Source organism: Micromonospora sp. IBHARD003, assembly GCF_056106285.1.
Map to the genome: position 1 here is coordinate 6,555,907 of NZ_JBWBBX010000001.1, position 20,622 is coordinate 6,576,528.

The 20,622-nt window shown below is 69.2% G+C and carries 16 protein-coding genes and 1 pseudogene; 10 read left to right on the forward strand and 7 right to left on the reverse strand.

The features are described 5' to 3' along the window. Positions 1–137: 137 nt before the first annotated feature. The 6 genes from kdpF to ACTWOL_RS28880 all read left to right on the forward strand — a co-directional run bounded on the left by kdpF (position 138) and on the right by ACTWOL_RS28880 (position 5,974). Entirely contained in the window at positions 138–227 is a 90-nt protein-coding gene (kdpF, locus tag ACTWOL_RS28855; protein ID WP_290353327.1) for a K(+)-transporting ATPase subunit F, read from the forward strand. Between the two features lie 8 nt (positions 228–235). Next, positions 236–1,900 carry a potassium-transporting ATPase subunit KdpA gene (kdpA, locus tag ACTWOL_RS28860; RefSeq protein ID WP_474299742.1) on the forward strand — a complete coding sequence of 555 codons (1,665 nt, stop codon included), beginning with the start codon at positions 236–238 and terminating at the stop codon, positions 1,898–1,900. 35 nt (positions 1,901–1,935) lie between these two features. Next, positions 1,936–4,050 (forward strand): potassium-transporting ATPase subunit KdpB, encoded by a 2,115-nt coding sequence (gene kdpB / locus ACTWOL_RS28865; RefSeq protein ID WP_474301281.1) that lies wholly within the window; start codon positions 1,936–1,938, stop codon positions 4,048–4,050. A gap of 21 nt (positions 4,051–4,071) precedes the next feature. After that, entirely contained in the window at positions 4,072–4,785 is a 714-nt protein-coding gene (locus ACTWOL_RS28870) for a potassium-transporting ATPase subunit C (RefSeq protein ID WP_474299743.1), read from the forward strand. Between the two features lie 132 nt (positions 4,786–4,917). Next, complete coding sequence (locus tag ACTWOL_RS28875) at positions 4,918–5,604, forward strand: response regulator (RefSeq protein ID WP_474299744.1); 687 nt, start codon at positions 4,918–4,920, stop codon at positions 5,602–5,604. Between the two features lie 82 nt (positions 5,605–5,686). Next, complete coding sequence (locus ACTWOL_RS28880; RefSeq protein WP_474299745.1) at positions 5,687–5,974, forward strand: hypothetical protein; 288 nt, start codon at positions 5,687–5,689, stop codon at positions 5,972–5,974. Positions 5,975–6,053: 79 nt separating this feature from the next. Here ACTWOL_RS28880 and ACTWOL_RS28885 read toward each other — a convergent pair whose 3' ends face one another. Beyond that, entirely contained in the window at positions 6,054–8,003 is a 1,950-nt protein-coding gene (locus tag ACTWOL_RS28885; protein ID WP_474299746.1) for an APC family permease, read from the reverse strand. A 345-nt stretch (positions 8,004–8,348) separates the two neighbouring features. Here ACTWOL_RS28885 and ACTWOL_RS28890 point away from each other — a divergent pair. After that, positions 8,349–8,555: pseudogene (locus ACTWOL_RS28890) on the forward strand (peptide-methionine (R)-S-oxide reductase); the annotation flags it as partial. A 201-nt stretch (positions 8,556–8,756) separates the two neighbouring features. Here ACTWOL_RS28890 and ACTWOL_RS28895 read toward each other — a convergent pair. From ACTWOL_RS28895 to ACTWOL_RS28915, 5 genes are all read right to left on the reverse strand, one after another. Continuing rightward, a complete protein-coding gene (locus tag ACTWOL_RS28895) occupies positions 8,757–10,283 on the reverse strand; it encodes an Ig-like domain repeat protein (RefSeq protein ID WP_474299747.1) in 1,527 nt (508 codons plus the stop codon). Positions 10,284–10,587: 304 nt separating this feature from the next. Beyond that, positions 10,588–11,586, reverse strand: coding sequence for an IPT/TIG domain-containing protein (locus tag ACTWOL_RS28900; RefSeq protein ID WP_474299748.1), 999 nt, complete (start codon positions 11,584–11,586; stop codon positions 10,588–10,590). 158 nt (positions 11,587–11,744) lie between these two features. After that, positions 11,745–12,533 carry an IPT/TIG domain-containing protein gene (locus ACTWOL_RS28905; RefSeq protein WP_474299749.1) on the reverse strand — a complete coding sequence of 263 codons (789 nt, stop codon included), beginning with the start codon at positions 12,531–12,533 and terminating at the stop codon, positions 11,745–11,747. A 790-nt stretch (positions 12,534–13,323) separates the two neighbouring features. Beyond that, positions 13,324–14,481 (reverse strand): pentapeptide repeat-containing protein, encoded by a 1,158-nt coding sequence (locus ACTWOL_RS28910; protein WP_474299750.1) that lies wholly within the window; start codon positions 14,479–14,481, stop codon positions 13,324–13,326. A gap of 340 nt (positions 14,482–14,821) precedes the next feature. Continuing rightward, the gene (locus tag ACTWOL_RS28915; protein WP_474299751.1) at positions 14,822–16,456 is read right to left on the reverse strand and encodes an alpha/beta hydrolase; all 1,635 of its coding nucleotides are present in this window, start codon (positions 16,454–16,456) and stop codon (positions 14,822–14,824) included. Positions 16,457–16,688: 232 nt separating this feature from the next. Between ACTWOL_RS28915 and ACTWOL_RS28920 the strand changes: the two genes are divergently transcribed. The 3 genes from ACTWOL_RS28920 to ACTWOL_RS28930 all read left to right on the forward strand — a co-directional run bounded on the left by ACTWOL_RS28920 (position 16,689) and on the right by ACTWOL_RS28930 (position 19,943). Further along, positions 16,689–17,321 (forward strand): nucleoside/nucleotide kinase family protein, encoded by a 633-nt coding sequence (locus ACTWOL_RS28920; protein WP_474299752.1) that lies wholly within the window; start codon positions 16,689–16,691, stop codon positions 17,319–17,321. 249 nt (positions 17,322–17,570) lie between these two features. Further along, the gene (locus ACTWOL_RS28925; RefSeq protein ID WP_474299753.1) at positions 17,571–18,530 is read left to right on the forward strand and encodes a DUF1444 domain-containing protein; all 960 of its coding nucleotides are present in this window, start codon (positions 17,571–17,573) and stop codon (positions 18,528–18,530) included. Between the two features lie 282 nt (positions 18,531–18,812). After that, positions 18,813–19,943 (forward strand): M24 family metallopeptidase, encoded by a 1,131-nt coding sequence (locus ACTWOL_RS28930; protein WP_474299755.1) that lies wholly within the window; start codon positions 18,813–18,815, stop codon positions 19,941–19,943. Positions 19,944–20,028: 85 nt separating this feature from the next. On the opposite strand, the gene ACTWOL_RS28935 is transcribed toward ACTWOL_RS28930, so the two are convergent. Next, positions 20,029–20,535 (reverse strand): GNAT family N-acetyltransferase, encoded by a 507-nt coding sequence (locus tag ACTWOL_RS28935; protein WP_474299756.1) that lies wholly within the window; start codon positions 20,533–20,535, stop codon positions 20,029–20,031. Between the last annotated feature and the right edge of the window lie 87 nt (positions 20,536–20,622).

The following is a 20,622-nucleotide window of genomic DNA, read 5'->3' on the forward strand; positions in this document are numbered from 1 at the left end:
CCGAAACGCGCTTTCCTCGTCTGGTCCGAGAATCCGCATCTCATCCAGGAGCACCCGATGGCCGACGTGGCCTTCGTCGTCACCACACTCGCGGTCTTCGCGCTGGTGGCTCTCGTTGCCAAGGGGGTGGCGAAGCTGTGACTGCCGAGAACATCGTCGGCCTGATCGTGGCCGCCGCCCTGCTGGGCTATCTCGTCCTCGCCCTCGTCAAGCCGGAGAGGTTCTGAGCACGGACATGAGCCCCGAACTTGCTGGCGTGCTCCAGCTGCTCGCGCTGATCGCCGCCCTCGCACTGGCCTACCGTCCCCTCGGGGACTACATGGCCCGGGTCTACTCCTCCGACAGGCACCTGCGGGTGGAGAAGTGGATCTACAAGGCCGTCGGCGCCAACCCTTCCGCCGAGATGCGCTGGCCCGCCTATCTGCGCGGGGTCCTGGCGTTCTCGGCCGTCAGCGTCCTCTTCCTCTATCTGCTGCAGCGCGTGCAGGGCAGTCTGCCCGGCTCGCTCGGCTTCGCCTCCATCGACCCGGACCAGGCGTTCAACACCGCCGCGTCCTTCGTGTCGAACACCAACTGGCAGTCGTACTACGGCGAACAGGCCATGGGCCACGTCGTGCAGACCGGTGGCCTGGCGGTGCAGAACTTCGTCTCCGCCGCGGTCGGCATAGCCGTGGCGGTGGCCCTCGTTCGCGGCTTCGCCCGCTCCCGCACCGGTGAACTGGGCAACTTCTGGGCCGACCTGGTCCGCGGGACCGTCCGCATCCTGGTGCCGCTCTCCGTGATCGCCGCGATCGTGCTGGTCGCGGCGGGCGCAATCCAGAACTTCGCCGGCATCCACGAGGTCGGCCAGTTCATGGGCGGCAGCCAGCAGTGGAACGGCGGTGCGGTGGCCTCCCAGGAGGCCATCAAGGAGATCGGAACCAACGGCGGCGGATACTTCAACGCCAACTCCGCCCATCCCTTCGAGAACCCGAACGCCTTCACCAACCTGTTCGAGATCTTCCTGATCCTGCTGATCCCGTTCTCGCTGACGAGGACCTTCGGCAAGATGGTCGGCTCGGTCAGGCAGGGCTACGCGATCCTCGCCACGATGGTGACCATCTGGATCGCCTTCGTCCTGCTCATGTGGGCGACCGAGTACGCCGGTCACGGCCCGGCGTTCGAGGCCGCAGGCGGCGCAATGGAAGGCAAGGAGACCCGCTTCGGCATCGGTGCCTCGTCGATCTTCGCGGTCTCCACCACGCTCACCTCGACCGGCGCGGTGGACTCCTTCCACTCCTCGTTCACCGGTCTGGGCGGCGGAATCACGATGCTCGCCATGATGCTGGGCGAGATCGCACCCGGTGGTGTGGGCTCCGGCCTCTACGGCATGCTGATCATGGCGATCATCGCGGTGTTCGTCGCCGGTCTGATGGTCGGCCGCACCCCCGAGTACCTCGGCAAGAAGATCGGCACCCGCGAGATCAAGCTGGCGGCCTGCTACATCCTCGTCACCCCGGCGCTGGTGCTCTGCTTCACCGCCGCGGCGATGGCGCTGCCCACCCCGGTGAACTCCCTGACCAACAGCGGTGCGCACGGTTTCTCCGAGATCCTCTACGCCTACACCTCGGGCGCCAACAACAACGGCTCCGCGTTCGCGGGCCTGAACGCCGACACCGAGTGGTTCAACACCACGATCGGCCTCGCGATGCTGCTGGGCCGGTTCCTGCCGATGGTGTTCGTCCTGGCGCTGGCGGGCTCGCTCGCCGAGCAGAAGCCCGTCCCCGCCACCGCGGGCACCCTGCGCACGGACAAGCCGCTCTACGCCGGTCTGCTGGTCGGCACGATCCTGATCATCACCGGTCTGACCTACTTCCCGGCCCTGGCGCTGGGCCCGCTCGCCGAAGGGCTGGCGTCATGACCACCGATATGAAGAAGCAAGAGGAGCCCGGCTCCATGTCCACTGCCACCTCGAGCCCGCCCCGGGCCCCCCACAGCGATGTGCCGACCGGGTACAAGCCCGAGACCGGACGCGTCGGCGGGGGTCTGTTCGATCCCAAGCAGCTGGTCAAATCCCTCCCGGACGCGATCAGGAAGCTCGATCCGCGGGTGATGGTCAAGTCCCCCGTGATGTTCGTCGTCCTGATCGGCTCGGTACTGACGACGGTGTTCGCGGTCATGGACCCGACCGACTGGTTCGGCTGGGCGATCGCCGCTTGGCTGTGGCTGACCACGATCTTCGCGAATCTGGCGGAAGCGGTGGCCGAGGGTCGCGGCAAGGCCCAGGCCGACACCCTGCGCAAGGCCAAGACCGACACCGTCGCCCGCCGTCTCGCCAAGGACGGCAGGACCGAGGAGCGAGTGCCCGGCACGGACCTGCGCATCGGCGACCTGGTCGTCTGCGAGGCCGGCGACATCATCCCCGGCGACGGTGACGTCGTCGAGGGCGTGGCGTCGGTGGACGAGTCCGCCATCACCGGCGAGTCCGCCCCGGTCATCCGTGAGTCCGGCGGAGACCGCTCGGCCGTCACCGGCGGTACGAAGGTGCTGTCCGACCGGATCGTCATCAAGATCACGACCAAGCCCGGCGAGACCTTCATCGACCGGATGATCGGACTCGTCGAGGGCGCGGCGCGGCAGAAGACCCCCAACGAGATCGCGCTGAACATCCTGCTCGCCTCACTGACCATCGTCTTTCTGTTCGCGGTCGTGACGCTGCAGCCGTTCGCGACCTACGCGGGCGCCCCGCAGACGATGGTCGTGCTTGTCGCGCTGCTGGTCTGTCTCATCCCGACCACCATCGGCGCACTGCTCTCGGCGATCGGCATCGCCGGCATGGACCGGCTCGTGCAGCGCAATGTGCTCGCCATGTCGGGCCGCGCGGTCGAGGCCGCCGGTGACGTCTCCACGCTGCTGCTGGACAAGACCGGCACGATTACCCTCGGCAACCGCCAGGCCGCCGAGTTCGTTCCGGTCAAGGGCGCCACCGCCGCCGAACTCGCCGACGCCGCACAGCTGTCGTCGCTGGCCGACGAGACGCCCGAAGGCCGCTCGATCGTCGTCCTCGCGAAGGAGAGGTACGGGCTGCGGGAGCGCCACCAGGGCGAACTGGCCCAGGCCACCTGGGTGCCGTTCACCGCCCAGACCCGTATGTCGGGCGTGGACGTGGACGGGCACATGGTCCGCAAGGGCGCCACCGCATCCGTCATCGCCTGGGTGAAGGAACGCGGCGGCACCATCGCCGACGACGCCGGCACCATCGCGAACCGGATCTCCGAGGCAGGCGGCACACCGCTCCTCGTGGCATCCGAGGACGGCGACAAGGGCGCCCGGATACTCGGCGTCATCCACCTCAAGGACGTCGTCAAGGACGGCATGCGCGAACGGTTCGAAGAACTGCGCCGTATGGGCATCAAAACCGTCATGATCACGGGTGACAACCCGCTGACGGCCAAGGCGATCGCCGATGAGGCGGGCGTCGACGACTTCCTCGCGGAGGCGACTCCCGAGGACAAGATGGCCCTCATCAAGCGGGAGCAGGCCGGCGGCAAGCTGGTCGCGATGACGGGTGACGGCACCAACGACGCCCCCGCGCTGGCTCAGGCGGACGTCGGTGTGGCCATGAACACCGGTACCTCGGCCGCCAAGGAAGCCGGGAACATGGTGGACCTCGACTCCAACCCGACCAAGCTCATCGAGATCGTCGAGATCGGCAAACAACTCCTCATCACCCGAGGCGCCCTGACGACCTTCTCCATCGCCAACGACGTGGCGAAGTACTTCGCGATCATCCCCGCGATGTTCGCGGTCGTCTATCCGGGCCTGGACAAGCTGAACATCATGGCCCTGTCCTCACCGGAGTCCGCGATCCTGTCCGCGGTCATCTTCAACGCGCTGATCATCATCGCCCTGGTGCCGCTCGCCCTCAAGGGCGTGCGGTACCGGCCCACCAGCGCGGACAAGATGCTCCGCCGCAACCTCGCCGTCTACGGACTCGGCGGCCTCATCGCCCCGTTCATCGGCATCAAGCTCATCGACCTGCTCATCTCCCTCATCCCCGGGCTGCGTTAACCAGAAAGCGTGCTGATCGCCATGAACTCATCGTTTGGAAACGCGGCACGGCTGCTCGGAGCGGGCCTGCGCGCCCTCCTCGTCCTCACCCTCGTGACCGGCGTCCTCTACCCGCTGCTGGTCACGGGTGTGGCCCAGGGCCTGTTCCGCGACAAGGCGAACGGCTCCGAGATCACGAGTGACGGCAAGGTCGTGGGCTCGTCGCTGATCGGCCAGACCTACAACCTGCCGAAGAAGAACCCGGACGACGCCGAAGAGGCCGCGGTCCCGGACCTGAAGTGGTTCCAGCCCCGCCCCTCCAACGGCCTCGGCAGCAACAGCGTCAACACCCAGTACTCGCTCATCCTTTCCGGAGCGACCAACCGTTCCGGTGACGACGGCGCGGTCGACGGCAAGTGCCCGCAGAACGCCGAGGAGGGCACGCTCTGTGCCCAGGTCGTCACCGCCAAAGCGGCCGTGGTCAAGGACAACTCCACCGCCACCTACACGGTCAAGCCCGAGGACGTGCCGGCCGACGCCGTCACCTCCTCCGGCTCGGGCCTGGACCCGCACATCTCCCCCGCTTACGCGAAGCTCCAGGTCCACCGGGTCGCCGAGAAGAATCACCTCACCGTCGCGCAGGTCGACAAGCTCGTCGCCGACCACACCCAGGGCCGCGTCCTCGGCTTCATCGGCGAACCTCGCGTCAATGTTCTCGAACTCAACATCACCCTCAAAGAACTGATCAAGGGTTGAGCCATGGGGCACCACGCGGGAGCCAACAGCCTGGGAACTTCTGCCGGGCCGTCGGCTCCCGCCTGCGCGTCCACCACATGACTCCCGACCAGTCCCCAGACCCCCGCAGCGAACAAGGAAGGCCGCACGCCGATGACCCGGGTGCTCGTTGTCGAGGACGACCCCCAGCTCGTCCGGGCTCTCACGATCAATCTGAAGGCCCGCAAATACGACGTGGAGGCTGCGACAGACGGCGCCGCCGCCCTGCGACTCGCCGCCGCCGGCCCGCCGGACGCGGTCCTGCTCGACCTGGGCCTGCCGGACGTCGATGGGCTCGAAGTCATCAGGGGACTGCGCCGCTGGAGCAGAGTGCCGATCGTGGTGGTCTCCGCCCGCCGCACCTCCGACGAGAAGATCGAAGCGCTGGACGCCGGCGCCGACGACTACGTCACCAAGCCGTTCAGCATGGACGAACTGCTCGCGAGGCTGCGCGCCGCCGTACGGCGCCGGGAAACCGCCGGGCCCGTCGCCGATGATTCATGGGTGGTCATCACCGACGACTTCACCGTCGACCTTGCGGCGAAAAAGGTGAACCGCTCAGGCAGCGACGTACGCCTCACACCGACCGAGTGGCACCTGCTGGAGCATCTGATCCGCAACCCCGGACGTCTCATCAGCCAGCGGCAACTGCTGGAAGAGGTGTGGGGCCACTCCGTCGGGAACAGGACCAACTACCTCCGCGTCTACATGGCACAGTTGCGTCGCAAACTCGAGTCGGACCCCTCGCGCCCCCGGTACCTGATCACCGAACCCGGCATGGGATACCGCTTCGAGGCCTGAACCACACGCCACAGTCCCCTCGGACACTCCTCTCTTCTCACCCCTGAGCAAGCCCTCGTCATTCGACGCAGAGATCGGAACCATGGCACGCGGAAAACTTCGGATCTACCTCGGCGCGGCGCCGGGCGCGGGCAAGACCTACGCCATGCGTGTCCCATCCGCCCACCGCGCCCTCGGCCGTCCGATCGCCGCGTACGTCCGCAAGGCCGCCGAGGAGTCTCCCGGTACGCGGATCACGGTGCTCATCCCCGAGGCCGAACCGGGCCGCCTGTGGCAGCGCGTTCTGCAGAACCAGCGCGGCGCCGTCGTGGCGCACGCCCTACGCAGGGACACCGACGCGGTCATCTGCAGACTCCGCTTCCGACTCTGACGCATGACAGGCGCGGAGCAGCGTCCGCTCGGAGATGGCGACGGCAGAGGCAGAGCCGAGTTCACGGCCGGCTCATCACTCAGCCGACGTGGACACGGGGCCGGTTCGCCCGGTTGGGTTCGGCGACGCGCAGGACCTCGCGAGTGACGGGCGCGACCTCGCCCTGGCCGAAGAGGAAGAACCGGAGGAAGTTGGCAAACGGGGTGCCCTCGGTCCATTCGAAGTAGATCTGCGGGCGCTGGCCAGTGGTGTCGCGTACGTGGAGGAGGAAGGCGGCCAGGGCGTTGGGAATGGACGAGCTTTCGAGTGTCAGGACGCGATAGCGGCCGTGCATGACCTCGCCCCGCACGCTCAGGCCGGCTTCGAACTCGGAGGGGTCGCGCACGGTGACCTCGACGAAGACCAGGTCGTCCTCCGGCGGGATGTCGTTGTCGCTCCGGATCTGCTGGATCTTGTCGCGGTACTCGGCGACGTCACGCTGGTCGGGCTCGTTGGCGATGAAGCGGGCGGTGCGATGCGAGATGTCGCGGACGAAGCGTTCGGCCATCGGGTCCAGGGTCACACCGGTGACGCGGAGCTCGAAGGCGCGGGCGAGCCGGGAGACCAGGGACACGATGATGATGCCGGCGATGAAGCAGGCGCCGATCTTCACGCCGTCGGGCCGCTCGACGACGTTGAGGGCGGTTGTGTACAGGAAGACGGCAGCGATGACGCCGAAGGCGATCGTCCAGTTCCGTTGCCCGGCGCGGTGGGCGGCAATGGTCACGGCGATCGCCGCGGAGCAGATCAGTACGAGTACACCGGTGGCGTAGGCGCCGCCCTGGGCGTCGACGTCGGCGTTGAAGATCCAGGTGACCAGGAACGCCACGAGGGTGAAGACGATCACCATCGGGCGCACGGCACGGGCCCAGTGAGGCGCCATCCCGTAGCGCGGGAGGTACTGGGGCATCAGGTTCAGAAGCCCGGCCATCGCGGAAGCTCCGGCGAACCAGAGGATGGCGATGGTAGCCACGTCGTAGACGGTGCCGAAGGCACTGCCGAGGTACTCGTGCGCCAAGTAGGCGAGGGCACGCCCGTTGGCTTCGCCGCCTGGCTGGAACTCCTTCGCCGGGATGAGCAGCGTGGTGATGAAGCTGGTGGTGATCAGGAAGACGCTCATGATGAGCGCGGCCGTGGTGAGCAGCTTCTTCGTCCCGCGGATGCGCCCGGCGGGCCTGTCCGGGGCGTCGCCGGGCTTGCCCTCGACGTGCGGCATGACCGCGACGCCGGTCTCGAAGCCGGACAGGCCGAGCGCCAGCTTGGGAAAGACGATCAGCGCCACGCCGATCATGGCCAGGGCGTTTCCGTGTGAGGCCGTGAGCGCGGTGGTCCAGTCGGTGATGACGTGGGCCTCGGTGGCCAGGTGCCACAGGCCGGTGACCACGACGACGGCGTTGAGGGCCAGGTAGGCGCCGACCAGCGCGACGGCGACGCCGATGGCCTCCAGGAAGCCCTTGAGGAACACCGCGCCGAGCAGTGCGATGAGCAGCAGGGTGACGATCAGCTGCTGGCCGTGGAGCCAGGGGGGCACATGGGGGTTTTCGATCAGGTGGATCGAGGAGTCCGCCGCCGACAGGGTGATGGTGATCAGGAAGTCGGTGGCGGCGAAGCCGAGCAGAGTCAGGACGAAGAGTTTGCCCTTCCAGAACGACAGCAGCCGCTCCAGCATGGCGATCGAGCCCTGCCCGTGCGGGCTCTCCTCCGCCACCCTCCGGTACACCGGAAGCGCTCCCGCCAGGGTGACGAGGACAAGCACGATGGTCGCCACCGGGGACAGCAGTCCGGCCGCGAGCGCGGCGATGCCGGGTTGGTAGCCAAGGGTGGAAAAGTAGTCCACACCGGTGAGACACATGACCCGCCACCACCGCTGCCCCTTGTGTGCGGGCTCCGGTTCGGCGCGTGCCCCCTTCTGGTGCCTGGCCATGTCTGACAGACCCTGCAACATCCAGGCGCGGAAGCGACTGGTACGGGCCTGTGCGGGTGCGGCCATCTGTGCTCCTGCCCAACGGCGAACGATTCCGGCCGTCCACCCGGCCGACTCGATCAGCGTAAGCAGAAATGAAACACCCGGCTTGCGCGCCCGCAGCGCGCCTCAAGCTGTCGGGACGGAGATCCCGCGAACATAGGCCGATGTATTGGCAACCCTTCTGAGCTGGGCAAACCGCACATTGACTCATGCGTTACGGCACCGAACGCGACCCCTTTGCCCCCGGTGAGGCGGGGTGATCCGGACCTTCCTGGCGCGCGTTAAGAGAGCGTCAGGAATTGCCTCGCGGATCGCGTAAATGCCGCAATTCGCCCGCAGGTGTTCCTGCTGCGACGGTGATGAAGATGGTGCGGCTGGCCGTCCTTCTACGACCCGAAGGACTCGGACGCCGTGGAGCTGATCGAGGACCGCTCACACGGCATGGTCCGCACCGAGGTGCATTGCGCCCGCTGCGGCTCGCACCTCGGGCATGTCTTCGAGGGCGAGGGCTACCCGACCCCCACGGACCAGCGGTACTGCATCAACTCGATCTCGCTGCGGCTAGGGGGTTTCTGATGGATCTCCGTGGAGGAAGGAGCGGCGTCCGGTGCGTGCTCTCGGGGTGCCGGCTGGGAGCCCTCGTACTGGGACGTACTTGGGCTTTCGGCCGGTGCGGCGAGAGTGAGTGCCGGGCGTCGCGACGCCGCGGAGATCCGTCAGAAGCCCCCTAGAGCCGGACTCCGACCCCGAGGGCTGACATCGGTCTCGTGGCGGGCGTCAACTCCACGGGCCGTGCCCGGTCCCATGGTCGTGGTCAGGACGGTCCGGGTGGTTCGGGTGGTCAGGACGGTCCGGGTGATTCGGGTAGTCGGGACGGTCCGAGTAGTCGGGACGGTTCGAGTAGTCAGGACGGCTCGGGTGGTCAGGACGGTCATCGCAACCGCCGGAGCCGTCGTGGCCGGTCCAGACGTCGCCCGGCACGACCGTGTGGACGAGGACGGGGGACGTGGATTCGGCGTACGTCGCGCCGCCGTTGTAGTGGGCGGTCAGGAAGTGGTCCCCGATGGGCAGGGCGGGGATGGAGAGGGCCGCCCTGCCGTCGCCGAGGGGGACGGTGCCCAGGGCCGTGGTGCCGTCGAAGAAGGTGACGGTCCCGTCGGCGGGCCTTTCGCCGTCGGCGCCGGACACGGTCGCGATGAGGGTCACTTGTTGACGGCACGTGGACGGAAGCGGATTCGAGGCGATCGTGGTCGTGGTCGGGGTTGCCGCGCTGCGCACGGTGCCGAAGGCGACGTCCAGCGGTCCGGTGCCGACCGGGATGGTGGCGGTGACCTGGTTGGTGGCGGTGTTGATGACCGACACGGTGTTGTCGTTGCCGTTGGTGACGTAGGCCTTCGTGCCGTCGGGAGTGACCGCGGCCCCGATCGGTCCGGTGCCGACCGGGATGGTGGCGGTGACCTGGTTGGTGGCGGTGTTGATCACGGACACGGTGTTGTCGTTGCCGTTGGTGACGTAGGCCTTCGTGCCGTCGGGAGTGACCGCGACGTCGAGCGGTCCGGTGCCGACCGGGATGGTGGTGGTGACCTGGTTGGTGGCGGTGTTGATGACCGACACCGAACCGCCGATCGAGTTGGTGACGTAGAGCTTCGTGCCGTCGGGAGTGATCCCGGCTCCGAACGGCGCCGCGCCGACCGGGATGGTGGCGGTGACCTGGTTGGTGGCTGTGTTGATCACGGACACGGTGTCGCCGTTCGAGTTGACGACGTAGGCCTTCGTGCCGTCCGGAGAAACGACGACCGCGAGCGGTCCGGCGCCGACCGGGATGGTGGCGGTGACCTGGTCGGTCGCCGTGCTGATCACCGAGACGGAGCTGTCGGTCACGCTGGTGACGTAGACCTTGGCGCCGTCGGGTGAGACGGCGACGCCGACAGGGAGGGCCCCGACCTGGATGGTGGAACTGACTGTGTTGGTCGCGGTCTCGATCACCGACACCGTGTTGCCGTTCTGGTTGGTGACGTAAGCCTTGGCGCCGTCGGGAGTGACTGCCACTCTGACGGGCCCGGGGCCGACCGGGACGGGGCTGCCGGCAACGGGTGCGGCCGGATTCGCGACGTCGATCACCGACACGGTGTTGTCGGCTTCGTTGGTGACGTAGGCATAGGTCCCGGAGGGGACGGGCTCGACGGCCGTCGCCCGGACCTGGGGAAGCAGAGCCGGGGAGAGGGCGGCGAGGACCAAGGCGATCAGCGCCGCCGCGGCACGCCCCGCGAGGCCGAACGCGGTGCGGGCTGCTGCTGCCCGCACGCCTGGTACCGGGCGCCGGTGACGATCCGTCCGAACCCCAGGACTCATGTCCGGTCCACCTCTCTTCACAGCATCCCGCCGGCGGACGTCGCATCAGGCATGCGGGAAGGACGGAACCGGGGTGCAGGGCCCGCGGCCGGCACACGAAAGGCCTCACTCACTGCATACCATCATTAAAAGACCAAGACTCGGGCATATCCGCCTTCGACCTGAATGGCCGTCACCGCAGTAGAGCAGCTGAGCGGTGGCCGCCGTGGTCCAGCCGGTGCCGGCCTTGGGGCTGTGGTTCGGGTGACGTGCCGGTTCAGGTGACGTACTGGTACGGGATGCCTGGACTGGTGCCCGCCGGGGTGCGCACGACAACCGTCGCCGCCCCCGGAATCCCCGCGGGGGCGATGGCGATGACCTGGGTGTTGGAGACCGTGGCGAAGGGCACCGGGACGCCCGCGAAGCGCACTTCGTCGGCGTAGGTCAGGTTGCTGCCGGTGATGGTGACGATGGTTCCGCCGAGGGCAGGACCCGACGAGGGGATGAGGCTGCTGAGGGACGGGTTGGCGAGGTAGGTGTAGTAGGCGTTTCCCGGCCCGTTGGTGCTGGTGCCGCCCGGGGTGGTGACGGTGACGGCCACGGTGCCCGATCCGCTGGGGGCCAGTGCGGTGACCTGGCTGTCGGAGTCGATGCTGACACCGGTGGCCGTACTGGCTCCGAAGCGGACGGTGCTGGTGAGAGTCAGGTTGCTGCCGGTGATGGTGACGGAGTTTCCGCCGGCGAGAGGGCCCTTGTCCGGGCTGACCACGCTGATGGCCGGAGCCGGGATGTAGAAGTAGGGCAAGGGATTGCTGGCACCGCCCGGCGTGGTGACCGTGACGTCGGCGGGGGCGGCCGGCCCCGCCGGCGCGGTGACGGTGACCTGGGTGGAGGTGTTGCCGGTGATGGCGGCCGGACTCGTGTCGAACTTCACCGCGGTGGCCCCTGACAGGCCGCTGCCGGTGAGGGTGACCGAGTTTCCCCCCGAGGTCGGTCCCCGGCTGGGTGTCAGGGAGCTGAGCACCGGGGTCGCGACGTAGGTGTAGGCGACGCCGTTGCTCGTGCCCGACGTCGCGACGACCGTGACGTTGACCGTCCCGGAGCCCGCCGGCGAGGTCGCGGTGATCTGACTGGTGCTGATCACCGTGAACGATGCTGAGACGGTTCCGAACCTCACGGCGGTGACCCCGCTGAAGCCGCTGCCGTTGATCGTCACCGCGGTTCCTCCCGCGGTCGGTCCCGTGTTGGGATTGAGACTGCTCACTACCGGGGCCATGAGACCTGTTCCTTCCTGCGCTCCTCAGGACGCTGCGCCCTGGCTGACGTGTGTCGACCAGGGCGCAGCGGGTTCACGTTCGGCGGTCATCAGGTCGTGCCCGACCGGCCGGCGAGGTACGGACGACCCGTTGGCGCCGAGCTGGCGGGGCCGGGGGATCAGATGACGGTGAACACGTCACCGGCGACGATCGCGGTCTGGCCGCCCGGAGTGGTGGCCCGGACGTCGTACGTGCCCGTGGCGAGCCCCGAGGGGACGGTGGCGACCAGCGTGGTGGCGGAGAAGCTCGAGAAGTCGGCTTGGACCGCGGCACCGCCGCCCGTGGGGGTGAAGGTCACGCTGCTGACATCCACCAGGTTGGTTCCGGTGACAGTGGTGTCCGAGCCGACCGGACCTGAGGCGGGGGCCAGGCCGGTGATGGTCGGGGCGTCGTAGTAGGTGTACTGGGTGGGGGCTCCGAGAGAGATGCTGGTGCCTCCGGTGGTGGTGACGGTGCAGTCCACCGTGTCGAAGCTGGCACCGCCGAAGGCGCCGTGCGCGGGGCAGGTGACGGTCAGCTCGCTGTCCGACACGACCGTCAGCGCGGTGCCGGCGCCCACGGCACCGAACGTCACCCCGGTCGCGGTCAGCAGGCCACTGCCGAAGACACTCAGGGGAGTGGCCGTCGCCGGACCGTTGTTGGCGCTGAGGCCGGTGGGTGCCGGGGGATCGATATAGAAGAACGACAGCGAATTGCTGGTCGAAGTTCCCGCGGTGACACTGACGTTGACCTGGCCGGGGCACAGGACCGGGATGACGACGGTGACGGTCGTGGCGCCGACCGTGGCGGGGTTGACCTTCTTCGTTCCGAAGTTCACCTTGGTCGTGCCCGACAGGCCCGTGCCGGTGAGGGTGAGGGTGATGCCGTTGTGGCTCTGGGTGGGCGTCAGCGAGGTGAGAGTTGCCATGGCGGGTCTCCTTGAGCTCGTTGTGCTCCCGTGGCAGGAGGTGTGGGGTTGACCGTGCGTGGTGTGGTCCGCGGCTTCACGGCATGCCCCTGGCGTTTGCGGCGGGATGTGAAGCCGGGTGGTGGAACCGATGGGCTGCCACGGCGTTTCGAGCGCACGCAGCGGGGCCGGTTGGGGTGGGCGAGTAGGGCGTCACGAGGCCTTGAGGCAGGCACCGTGCGGTGGAACGGTCCGCGTCTCGCTGGGACGGTCTACTGGTCCTCGTGCAGAGGACTGGCCATCCGGAGCGAATTGCCGACGGATCGTCTGATCCTGACGGATCGGAGATCCAGACGGAACGGTTGATCCAGGCGGTCCGTCTCGCCTGAGTCTGATTGAACCCGATGGATGCCGGCACCAACAGAGCGTATTCGGGGCATCAGATATTTATGCGATTGTCATGTTAACTTCGAATGTGCCTATTTATGCGCGGGGGGTGCGCCGCTGTTCAACTCTTGCGTGTTTTCGATCTCCAGCAGGCGTGAATCACCAGGCCTTTCTCCCCTGCGCTCTGATCTGCTTCGAGGTCCTGGGCTGCGCATCCATCCGGGGTCGGGGTCCTGTCGTCGGAGTGACTCGCGGTGGCTTCGGCGAATTCATGCCCGATAACGCGCCGATTTTGCGGAGTTCATGAACTCGAAATCAACTACTCGTTGTTGACCTCGTAGACAATGCTCAAGCTCCCAGGCAGCGAGCACAGCTGGTTGGAAATCTGGCGCGGTCGCCGCTGTCTTCGACCGGCGCGTCTTGGTCAGATAGCGGACCGCAGCGGCGGTGCCTGCCACGTCATCCCCGGGGGCTGGAGTAGGGGTGAGGGCTCGGGGCCTGGGTCATCGGTGTCGACGACTCCGGCGGCTGTGTGGTCGAAGTCGGAGGGCCAGCGGGTGTGCTCGCTGGCCAGGGCGCCGGTCAGGCGTGCTTCGACAAGGTTGGCGGTGCTCAAGTCGGTGCCGCGCAAGTCGGCCATGCGGAGGTCGGCGCGGTGGAAGACCGCGCCGTGGGCGTCGGCCTTGCGCAGGTTTGCCTCGCGCAGGTCGGTCTCGGTGAAGTCGGCGTCACGCAAGTCGGTTTCGACCAGCTTCGCGGCCCGCAGGTCGGCCAGAACGCAGCGAGCACGGCGGAGAATCGCAGTCGTGAGGTCGGCGTGCCGCAGGTTGACCGAGACCAGGGACGCCTGGGTCAGATTGGCGTGGTACAGGCCCGCGGCCTCCATGCAAGCGCGGTCGAAGTTGACCTCGGGAAACCAGAGTCCGTCGCAGTCGGCTCGGCGCAAGTCGGTGATGCTGAGATTGACCCAGGACTGCTCCCGATGCCGGCACAGCACGCCGAGCGCGGTCAGCGCCACCTGGGCGTCGGCGGCGCGAGTCTCCAGGGGCGCGATGTCGTTGATGGGCACGTCTGCCGCCGGTGATTCCGGCCCGGCGGGTGGCCAGGGCAGGTGTGTCCGCGGATACGCGGCTTGGATGGAGATGATGGCCTCCCGGTCGCGGGCGGACTGCTCTGCGATCCGCCACAGGGCGTGCAACCCGCCGATGCGCACATCCGGCTTGTCGCTGCCGAGCTGGTCGACGGCCCGGCTGAATCGGTCGGTGACGTAGCCCTCCTGGGTGGCACGCAAACCGTCCTGACTCACCCGCAGTTGACGCCAAGTGGCGTACGCGCCGAAGAGCACGACCAGGCCGCCTACCACCTGCAGGAGCGTCGTACGGACATCGTTCACCGCCTTCAGTCGATCCTGTGCGGCGACGCTCGCCCCGGCGAGATCGTGGTCGACCACCACACCCGGCAGTACGACGAACACCGTGCCCAGAATGACCAGCCCCGCCGCCGCGGCCAGTAGACCTGCGGCTGCACGACGCCTGACCAGCCCGTCGTGCCATGCCCGCCGCCTGCGGTTCGGTTCCCCCATCTCCATGGACACGAGAGCTTAGGCACCGCTCAGAAGACGATCAAGAGTGCCGTGGCACCGGCCCGTGACATGAGAACGTCCCTACGGGTCAGGTCAGTTGTGAGGTCCACCTGGGCCCGTGCGGCCTGTTCACATCCTGCCTTGTCTCGGGTCCCGCGCGCACTTGGGCGAGCACCACGCGCCTGGCGCGAGCAGCGACGCCGCAAGACCTCCGCGCGGATCTGCGTGGAGCACACCGATGCCGAGTACAAGCAGTGGCGGCCCCTGCACCAGCCAACCCGCCAGGCCGGCGCGCCCCGAACTCAATCGCTCCCAAGGTTGTTGGTCGGCTACGGCCGGTTCACCGGGCGGCCGTACGCGCGCCCGGTTCGGCCAGTCCGCCGCCTCCCGTGTCGACGCCGCCCTCCGGCCCGGTCGGGGCGAACGGGGGAGTGTCCTGTGGGCAGACGGTTCCGACGGGAGGCAGGACACCGTCGACGAGGTAGCGGCCCTCGTGATGGTCGGCGCAGCTGCTGAGGTTGGCCACCGAGGTGTGCCCGTAGCCCTCGACGGTGAGCAGCTGCGCGTTGGCGAGGTCCCGCTTCATGGCCAGCGCACCCTGGTAGGAAGTGGCCGGGTCATAGGTGGTGTTGACCAGGAGCAGCGGTGGGGTCGGCCGGTTCCAGGGACCCGTGTACGGGTCCGCCGCCGTCGCGGGCCACAGGGCACAGGCCGAGGTCGACCAGGGCACCACGCGTCCCATGTCGCCGGCGCGGTCGTAGCCGAAGTCCGCGAGGGACGGGTAGCGCGGGAGGTCGCGGGGGTTGGGGCTCTCGGAGCAGCGCACCGCCTCCGTCTGCTCGAACCCCGGGTACTCCGGCAGACCGGGAGGCGGCGGGGTTTCCTGCGGGGCCCGTCCCTGCCACAGCTCCTGCAGGCCGTCGGCCAGTTCGGTCCACAGCGGGTGGACGGTGTAGAGGTGCTCGAAGGCCGAGACGGCCACCGCGGCATAGGTCCAGGCGTCCACCGGCTGCCGCTTCAGGCGCTCCATCAGCCGGTCGAACTTGGCCCGGGTGGCCCGCGGAGTGCCCGCGGAGAAGGCACAGCGATCCGTGCTCTCACGCCCGCACAGGTCGAGGAACCGCCGCAGGGTCGCGGCAGCGCCCAGATCGGCGCCCGTGCGCTGGAACATGGTCAGCAGGGGCTCGCTCCGCGCGCCGTGGTTCACCCACGCCTCGGGGTCGATGTTGGCGTCCAGGACCATGGCGCGGACCCGGTCGGGGAAGAGGTTCGCGTACGTGGCGCCCAGGAACGTCCCGTAGGACACGCCCAGATAGCTGAGCCGCCGGTCGCCCACGGCCGCTCGCAGCCGGTCCAGGTCGCGTGCCGTGTCGGCGGTCGAGACATGCCGCAGCAACTCGGGGTCGCGCTTCTCGCAGCGCCTGCCGAGGTCCGCGTACCCGTCGAACCAGACCCTTCTCTCCTGCTCGTCGACCGGGAAGCCGGCGGGCATCCGCGCAGCCCAGTCGTAAGCCTCCTGCGTGGAGTCGAAGCAGCGCACGGCGGTGCTGCTGCCGACTCCCCGGGGGTCCCAGCTGACGAGGTCGAACCGGCGGCGCACTTCCTCCGGGAAGGCCTCGTACGTCAGCGGCAGACCCACCGTGCCGGGGCCGCCGGGACCTCCGGGGTTGTAGAACAGGGTGCCGATACGGAGCCCGGGGCCGGTCGCCTTCCGTTTGATGACGGCCAGTTCGATCGTGCGTCCGCCGGGGTCGCGATGGTCGAGCGGCACCTGCATGGTGGCGCACTCGAAGCCGGGAGCTTCGCGGCAGGGGCTCCAGCCCAGCGCCGGAGCGGTGACCGGCGGGACCGGGCCGCCGGTATGGGCCTGCCCGGGAGCGGTGGCCGCCGGGGTGTGCATCGCCGTGCAGAGCACTGCCGCGACCGCGATCGCGGCGCAACGCCCCCGGCCCGGTATCCCGCCTGGTATGTGCATGCTCGTCCTTACGCCGGCACCGCGTCGGATGACCGTCCGGAGGTCCGTCGGGCCACAGCATCCGATCCCACGGCAGCCCTGACGCGCCCGCAACACACCTGCGGCCGAATGGAGGTAGCTGCCACCCGGCCGGACGCACCAGGGGAGGCGGTGCGTTTGAGGTGGGGGCACCGTGTGGTGGTTCCGGCTCCGGGCGCTCCGGGGGCGCCGGGTGTCCCCGAGGGCGGGCACAATGCCTGCCATGGACCCGTCGATCCAGCAGCTCACCGACCGGGCCCGGCGACTGGCCCGGCCCGGTGCCCGCCGGATCCTCGGCATCGCCGGACCACCGGGAGCCGGCAAGTCGACGCTCGCCGAAGACCTCGTGGCACGGCTGGACGGTCTCGCCGTACTCGTCCCCATGGACGGCTTCCATCTGGCCCAGGCCGAGCTGGAGCGCCTCGGCCGGGCCGCCCGCAAGGGGGCGCCGGACACCTTCGACCCCGCCGGGTACGCCGCGCTGCTCGCCCGGCTCCGGGCACCGGGGGACGGCACCACCGTGTACGCACCCGCCTTCGACCGGAGTCTCGAGGAGCCCGTGGCGGGCGCCATCCCGGTCGGCCCCGGCATCCCGCTCGTCATCACGGAGGGCAACTACCTGCTGCACGACGAGGGCGCCTGGGCCCGTATCCGCAATCTTCTCGACGAGGTCTGGTACCTGGAACTCGACGAGGCGCTGCGGGTACCCCGGCTCGTCGACCGGCATGTGCGCTTCGGCAAGGAACGGTCGTACGCCGAACGCTGGGTCAGGGACTCGGACGAGACCAACGCCGCTCTGGTGGCGCGGGGCCGGCACCGGGCCCGGCTGACCGTGCGGATGGGCTGAGCCCCGCGTCCGTCCCGGTCGGCGGACCGTGCCGTGGCGCCACGGCGCCGCGCGCCCGAGGGCCGGCGGCCGGGGTCTGCCGCACGCCCGAACCCGGAGAGCGGGCCCGGCGGGGAGGTCGGTAGGCTCGAATGCAGAGCACACCCGGGAAGGCCCGCGGGGAAGGTCCGCGGGACGGGACCGGCGGGAAAGAGACCAGACCCGAGCACACGCGGGAACCGAGGACACACGGGATGAGCGGGGGCTGAAGTGGGGCTGTTCCGGCGAGGACCCAAGCGGGACGGGGACGACGTGCCCCGCGACGAGGAGTTCGCCTACTTCTCGGTCCGCGAGGCCGCACGCTTCCGCGGCCAGGTCCGGGAGGCCTTCGCGGAACAGGGCCTCGAGGTCACCGTCTACGCCGACGTGGTCACCGACAGCTCCGGGCGGCAGTTCGGGCTCGGTAACCTCGCGGCCGTCTGCCACAACGACGAACGCGGCCCCCGGGTGTGGCCCGAGGTGATCCGCGGCCACGTCGCCATGGTCCTGCGCACCATGGACGCGCCTTCGGCACTGGACACCCTGCCGCCGGAGCAGATCCGCGCCCAGCTCTACCCGAGGGTGATCGGCTCGGAAGGCCTCGATCCCAGCACCTTCGGCTACGCCCGGCACCTCGCCCCCGGCCTGTGCGAGGTACTCGCCCTCGATCTCCCCGAGAGCGTCATGATGCTCACCGACGAGGCCCTGGAGCCGCTCGGGAAGATCGAGGAGCTGCGGGAGCGCGCGATGGAGAATCTGCGCGCACTGCCGGTGGAGGGCCACGAGACCATCGAGGACGGCGGCGGCATGCGCTTCGATGTCGTCGTCGGCGACTCCTTCTACACCGCGAGCAGGGTCCTGGTGCTCGACGCGCTCGCCCGTCAGGTCACGGGGCAGCACATCACCGCCGACGGCGCGCTCGTCGCACTGCCCTTCCGGCACCAGGTCGCCTTCCATGTGATCCGTGACGCGGGCATCCTCCCGACGCTGAACGGCATGGCGGCCTTCGCCGCCTCCGGGTACGCCGACACGCCGGGCGCCATCACGCCGTACGTCTACTGGTGGCGCGACGGGACGCTCACCCAGCTCAGCGACCGGGGAGAGGACGGCGACGGGCTGCGGATCGTCGTCGACAGCGAATTCCAGGACCTGCTCGAGAGACTCCTCGGCCGTAACCCCGGGGACGACTGACCTCCCGGGGACGACTGACCTCCCGGGGAGGACTGACCCCCGGAGAGGCCTGACTCCCGGAGAGGCCTGACTCCCGGGCAGGACCGACCCCGGGGAGGACCGAGCCCGCCACGGTCCCGAAGACGGCGTCCCCCGGAGTGAGGCCGGCGGGATCGCCGGGCGAGTACCGCGCGTCGTGGGTTTGCCGCTTCGTGTGCCGTGCGAAAACCACTGCGGGGCCGCCCGGTTGACCAGCCGGTCCGGCCCCGGACGCTGTCCGCCAGGCCGCCGAAGAGGAGCCCCATGCTCGCCATGAACACGACGCCCGAGCCCTTCACCGCCGAGGACTACCGGTCCCGGATGGCCCGCGCCGCCCGCTGCGCCGCCGAGGCCGGCCTCGGCGGGCTGCTGGTGGCTCCCGGACCCGACCTGGCCCATCTCACCGGCTACCGGCCGGTGTCCTCCGAACGGCTCACCCTGCTCGTGCTGGCCGAGGGCCGGGATCCCGTCCTGGTGGTGCCCACCCTGGAGGCTCCCGACGCCGCGCACGCGGCCGGCGCCCCGGCACTCACCCTGCGTGACTGGACCGACGGGCAGGACCCGTACGCCGTCACCGGGGCGCTGCTGGACGGCAAGGGCCGCTTCGGGGTGAGCGACAACGCCTGGGCCATGCACCTGATCGGTCTGCAGAAACAGCTGCCCGACAGCTCGTATGTGTCCCTCACCGATGCTCTGCCCATGCTGCGCGCGGTCAAGGACACGGCCGAGCTGGCGAGGATGGAGGCGGCGGGCGCCGCCGCCGACGAGGCCTACGGCGAGATCCTCAAGGTCCGCTTCTCCGGCCGCAGGGAGAGCGAGGTCGCGGCCGACCTCGCCGCACTGCTGCTGCGTTTCGGCCACTCACAGGTGGACTTCACCATCGTCGGCTCCGGCCCGAACGGCGCCAACCCGCACCACGAGGCAGGCGACCGCGTCATCGAGCGGGGCGACATGGTCGTACTGGACTTCGGCGGTATCAAGGACGGCTACGGATCGGACACGACCCGCACGGTCCACGTCGGCGAACCGACGTCCGAGGAAGTGCACATCCACAACGTGGTGCTCGCCGCCCAGCAGGCCGGGTTCGACGCCGTCCGTCCCGGCGCCGCCTGCCAGGACGTGGACCGGGCGGCCCGCGCGGTCATCGAGTCCGCCGGATACGGCGAGTACTTCATCCACCGCACCGGCCATGGCATCGGCGTCACCACCCACGAGCCGCCGTACATGATCGAGGGCGAGGAACGGCCGTTGGTGCCCGGCATGTGCTTCTCGATCGAGCCGGGGATCTATCTGCCGGGCCGTTTCGGTGTGCGGATCGAGGACATCGTCACGGTCACGGAGAGCGGGGGACGCCGCTTCAACAACACCCCGCGCGAGCTCGCGATCGTCGAGTAGGTCCTGTCCGGGCGGTCCTTCGCGGACCGCCCGCGGCGTGGGGTCGCCCGGGGTTCGCGTCCCCGGTCGGCCGCACGCCGCGGTGTCACAAGGCCCGTCGCATACAGGCCCGGGGCCACCGGTCCAGGCCGTGTGCCGCTTCGCGTTCGCGGATCTTCCGCAGCCCGGGGGTGAGCTCGCTGCCGGCCAGGAGCCGGAACCCGCAGCGCGCGTAGTACGGGGCGTTCCACACGACCTCGGTGAACGTGGTCAGGGTCAGGGCGGGTGCCCCCTCGCCCGTGGCGTGAACGGCCAGATGGTCCAGCAGGGCCCGGCCGATCCCGCGGCGTGCGCTGTCCGGGTGCACCGACACCTGCTCGACATGGAGACCGCCGTCGACGCGGTCGGCGATCAGATAGGCGACCGGGGTGCCGGCGTCGTCGGCCGCGACCCAGGCCAGCCCGGCGCGGTGGTACCGGGCGAGCTCGTCGAGCGGGAGCGGCTCGTCGTCGGCGATCTCCGGCATGCCGATGTCCCGGAAGCACTGCCCGGCGGCCCTCTCGATGTCCTGGAGGCGAGGCAGCTCGTCCGGGTGCACGGCACGGATATGCATGAACGCCATTGTCCAGGCCGGGCCGGACGGTGCCACCGAATTACGGATCCGGTGGCCGCGCCGGCTGCCGGTGGCCGCGGGCCGTTC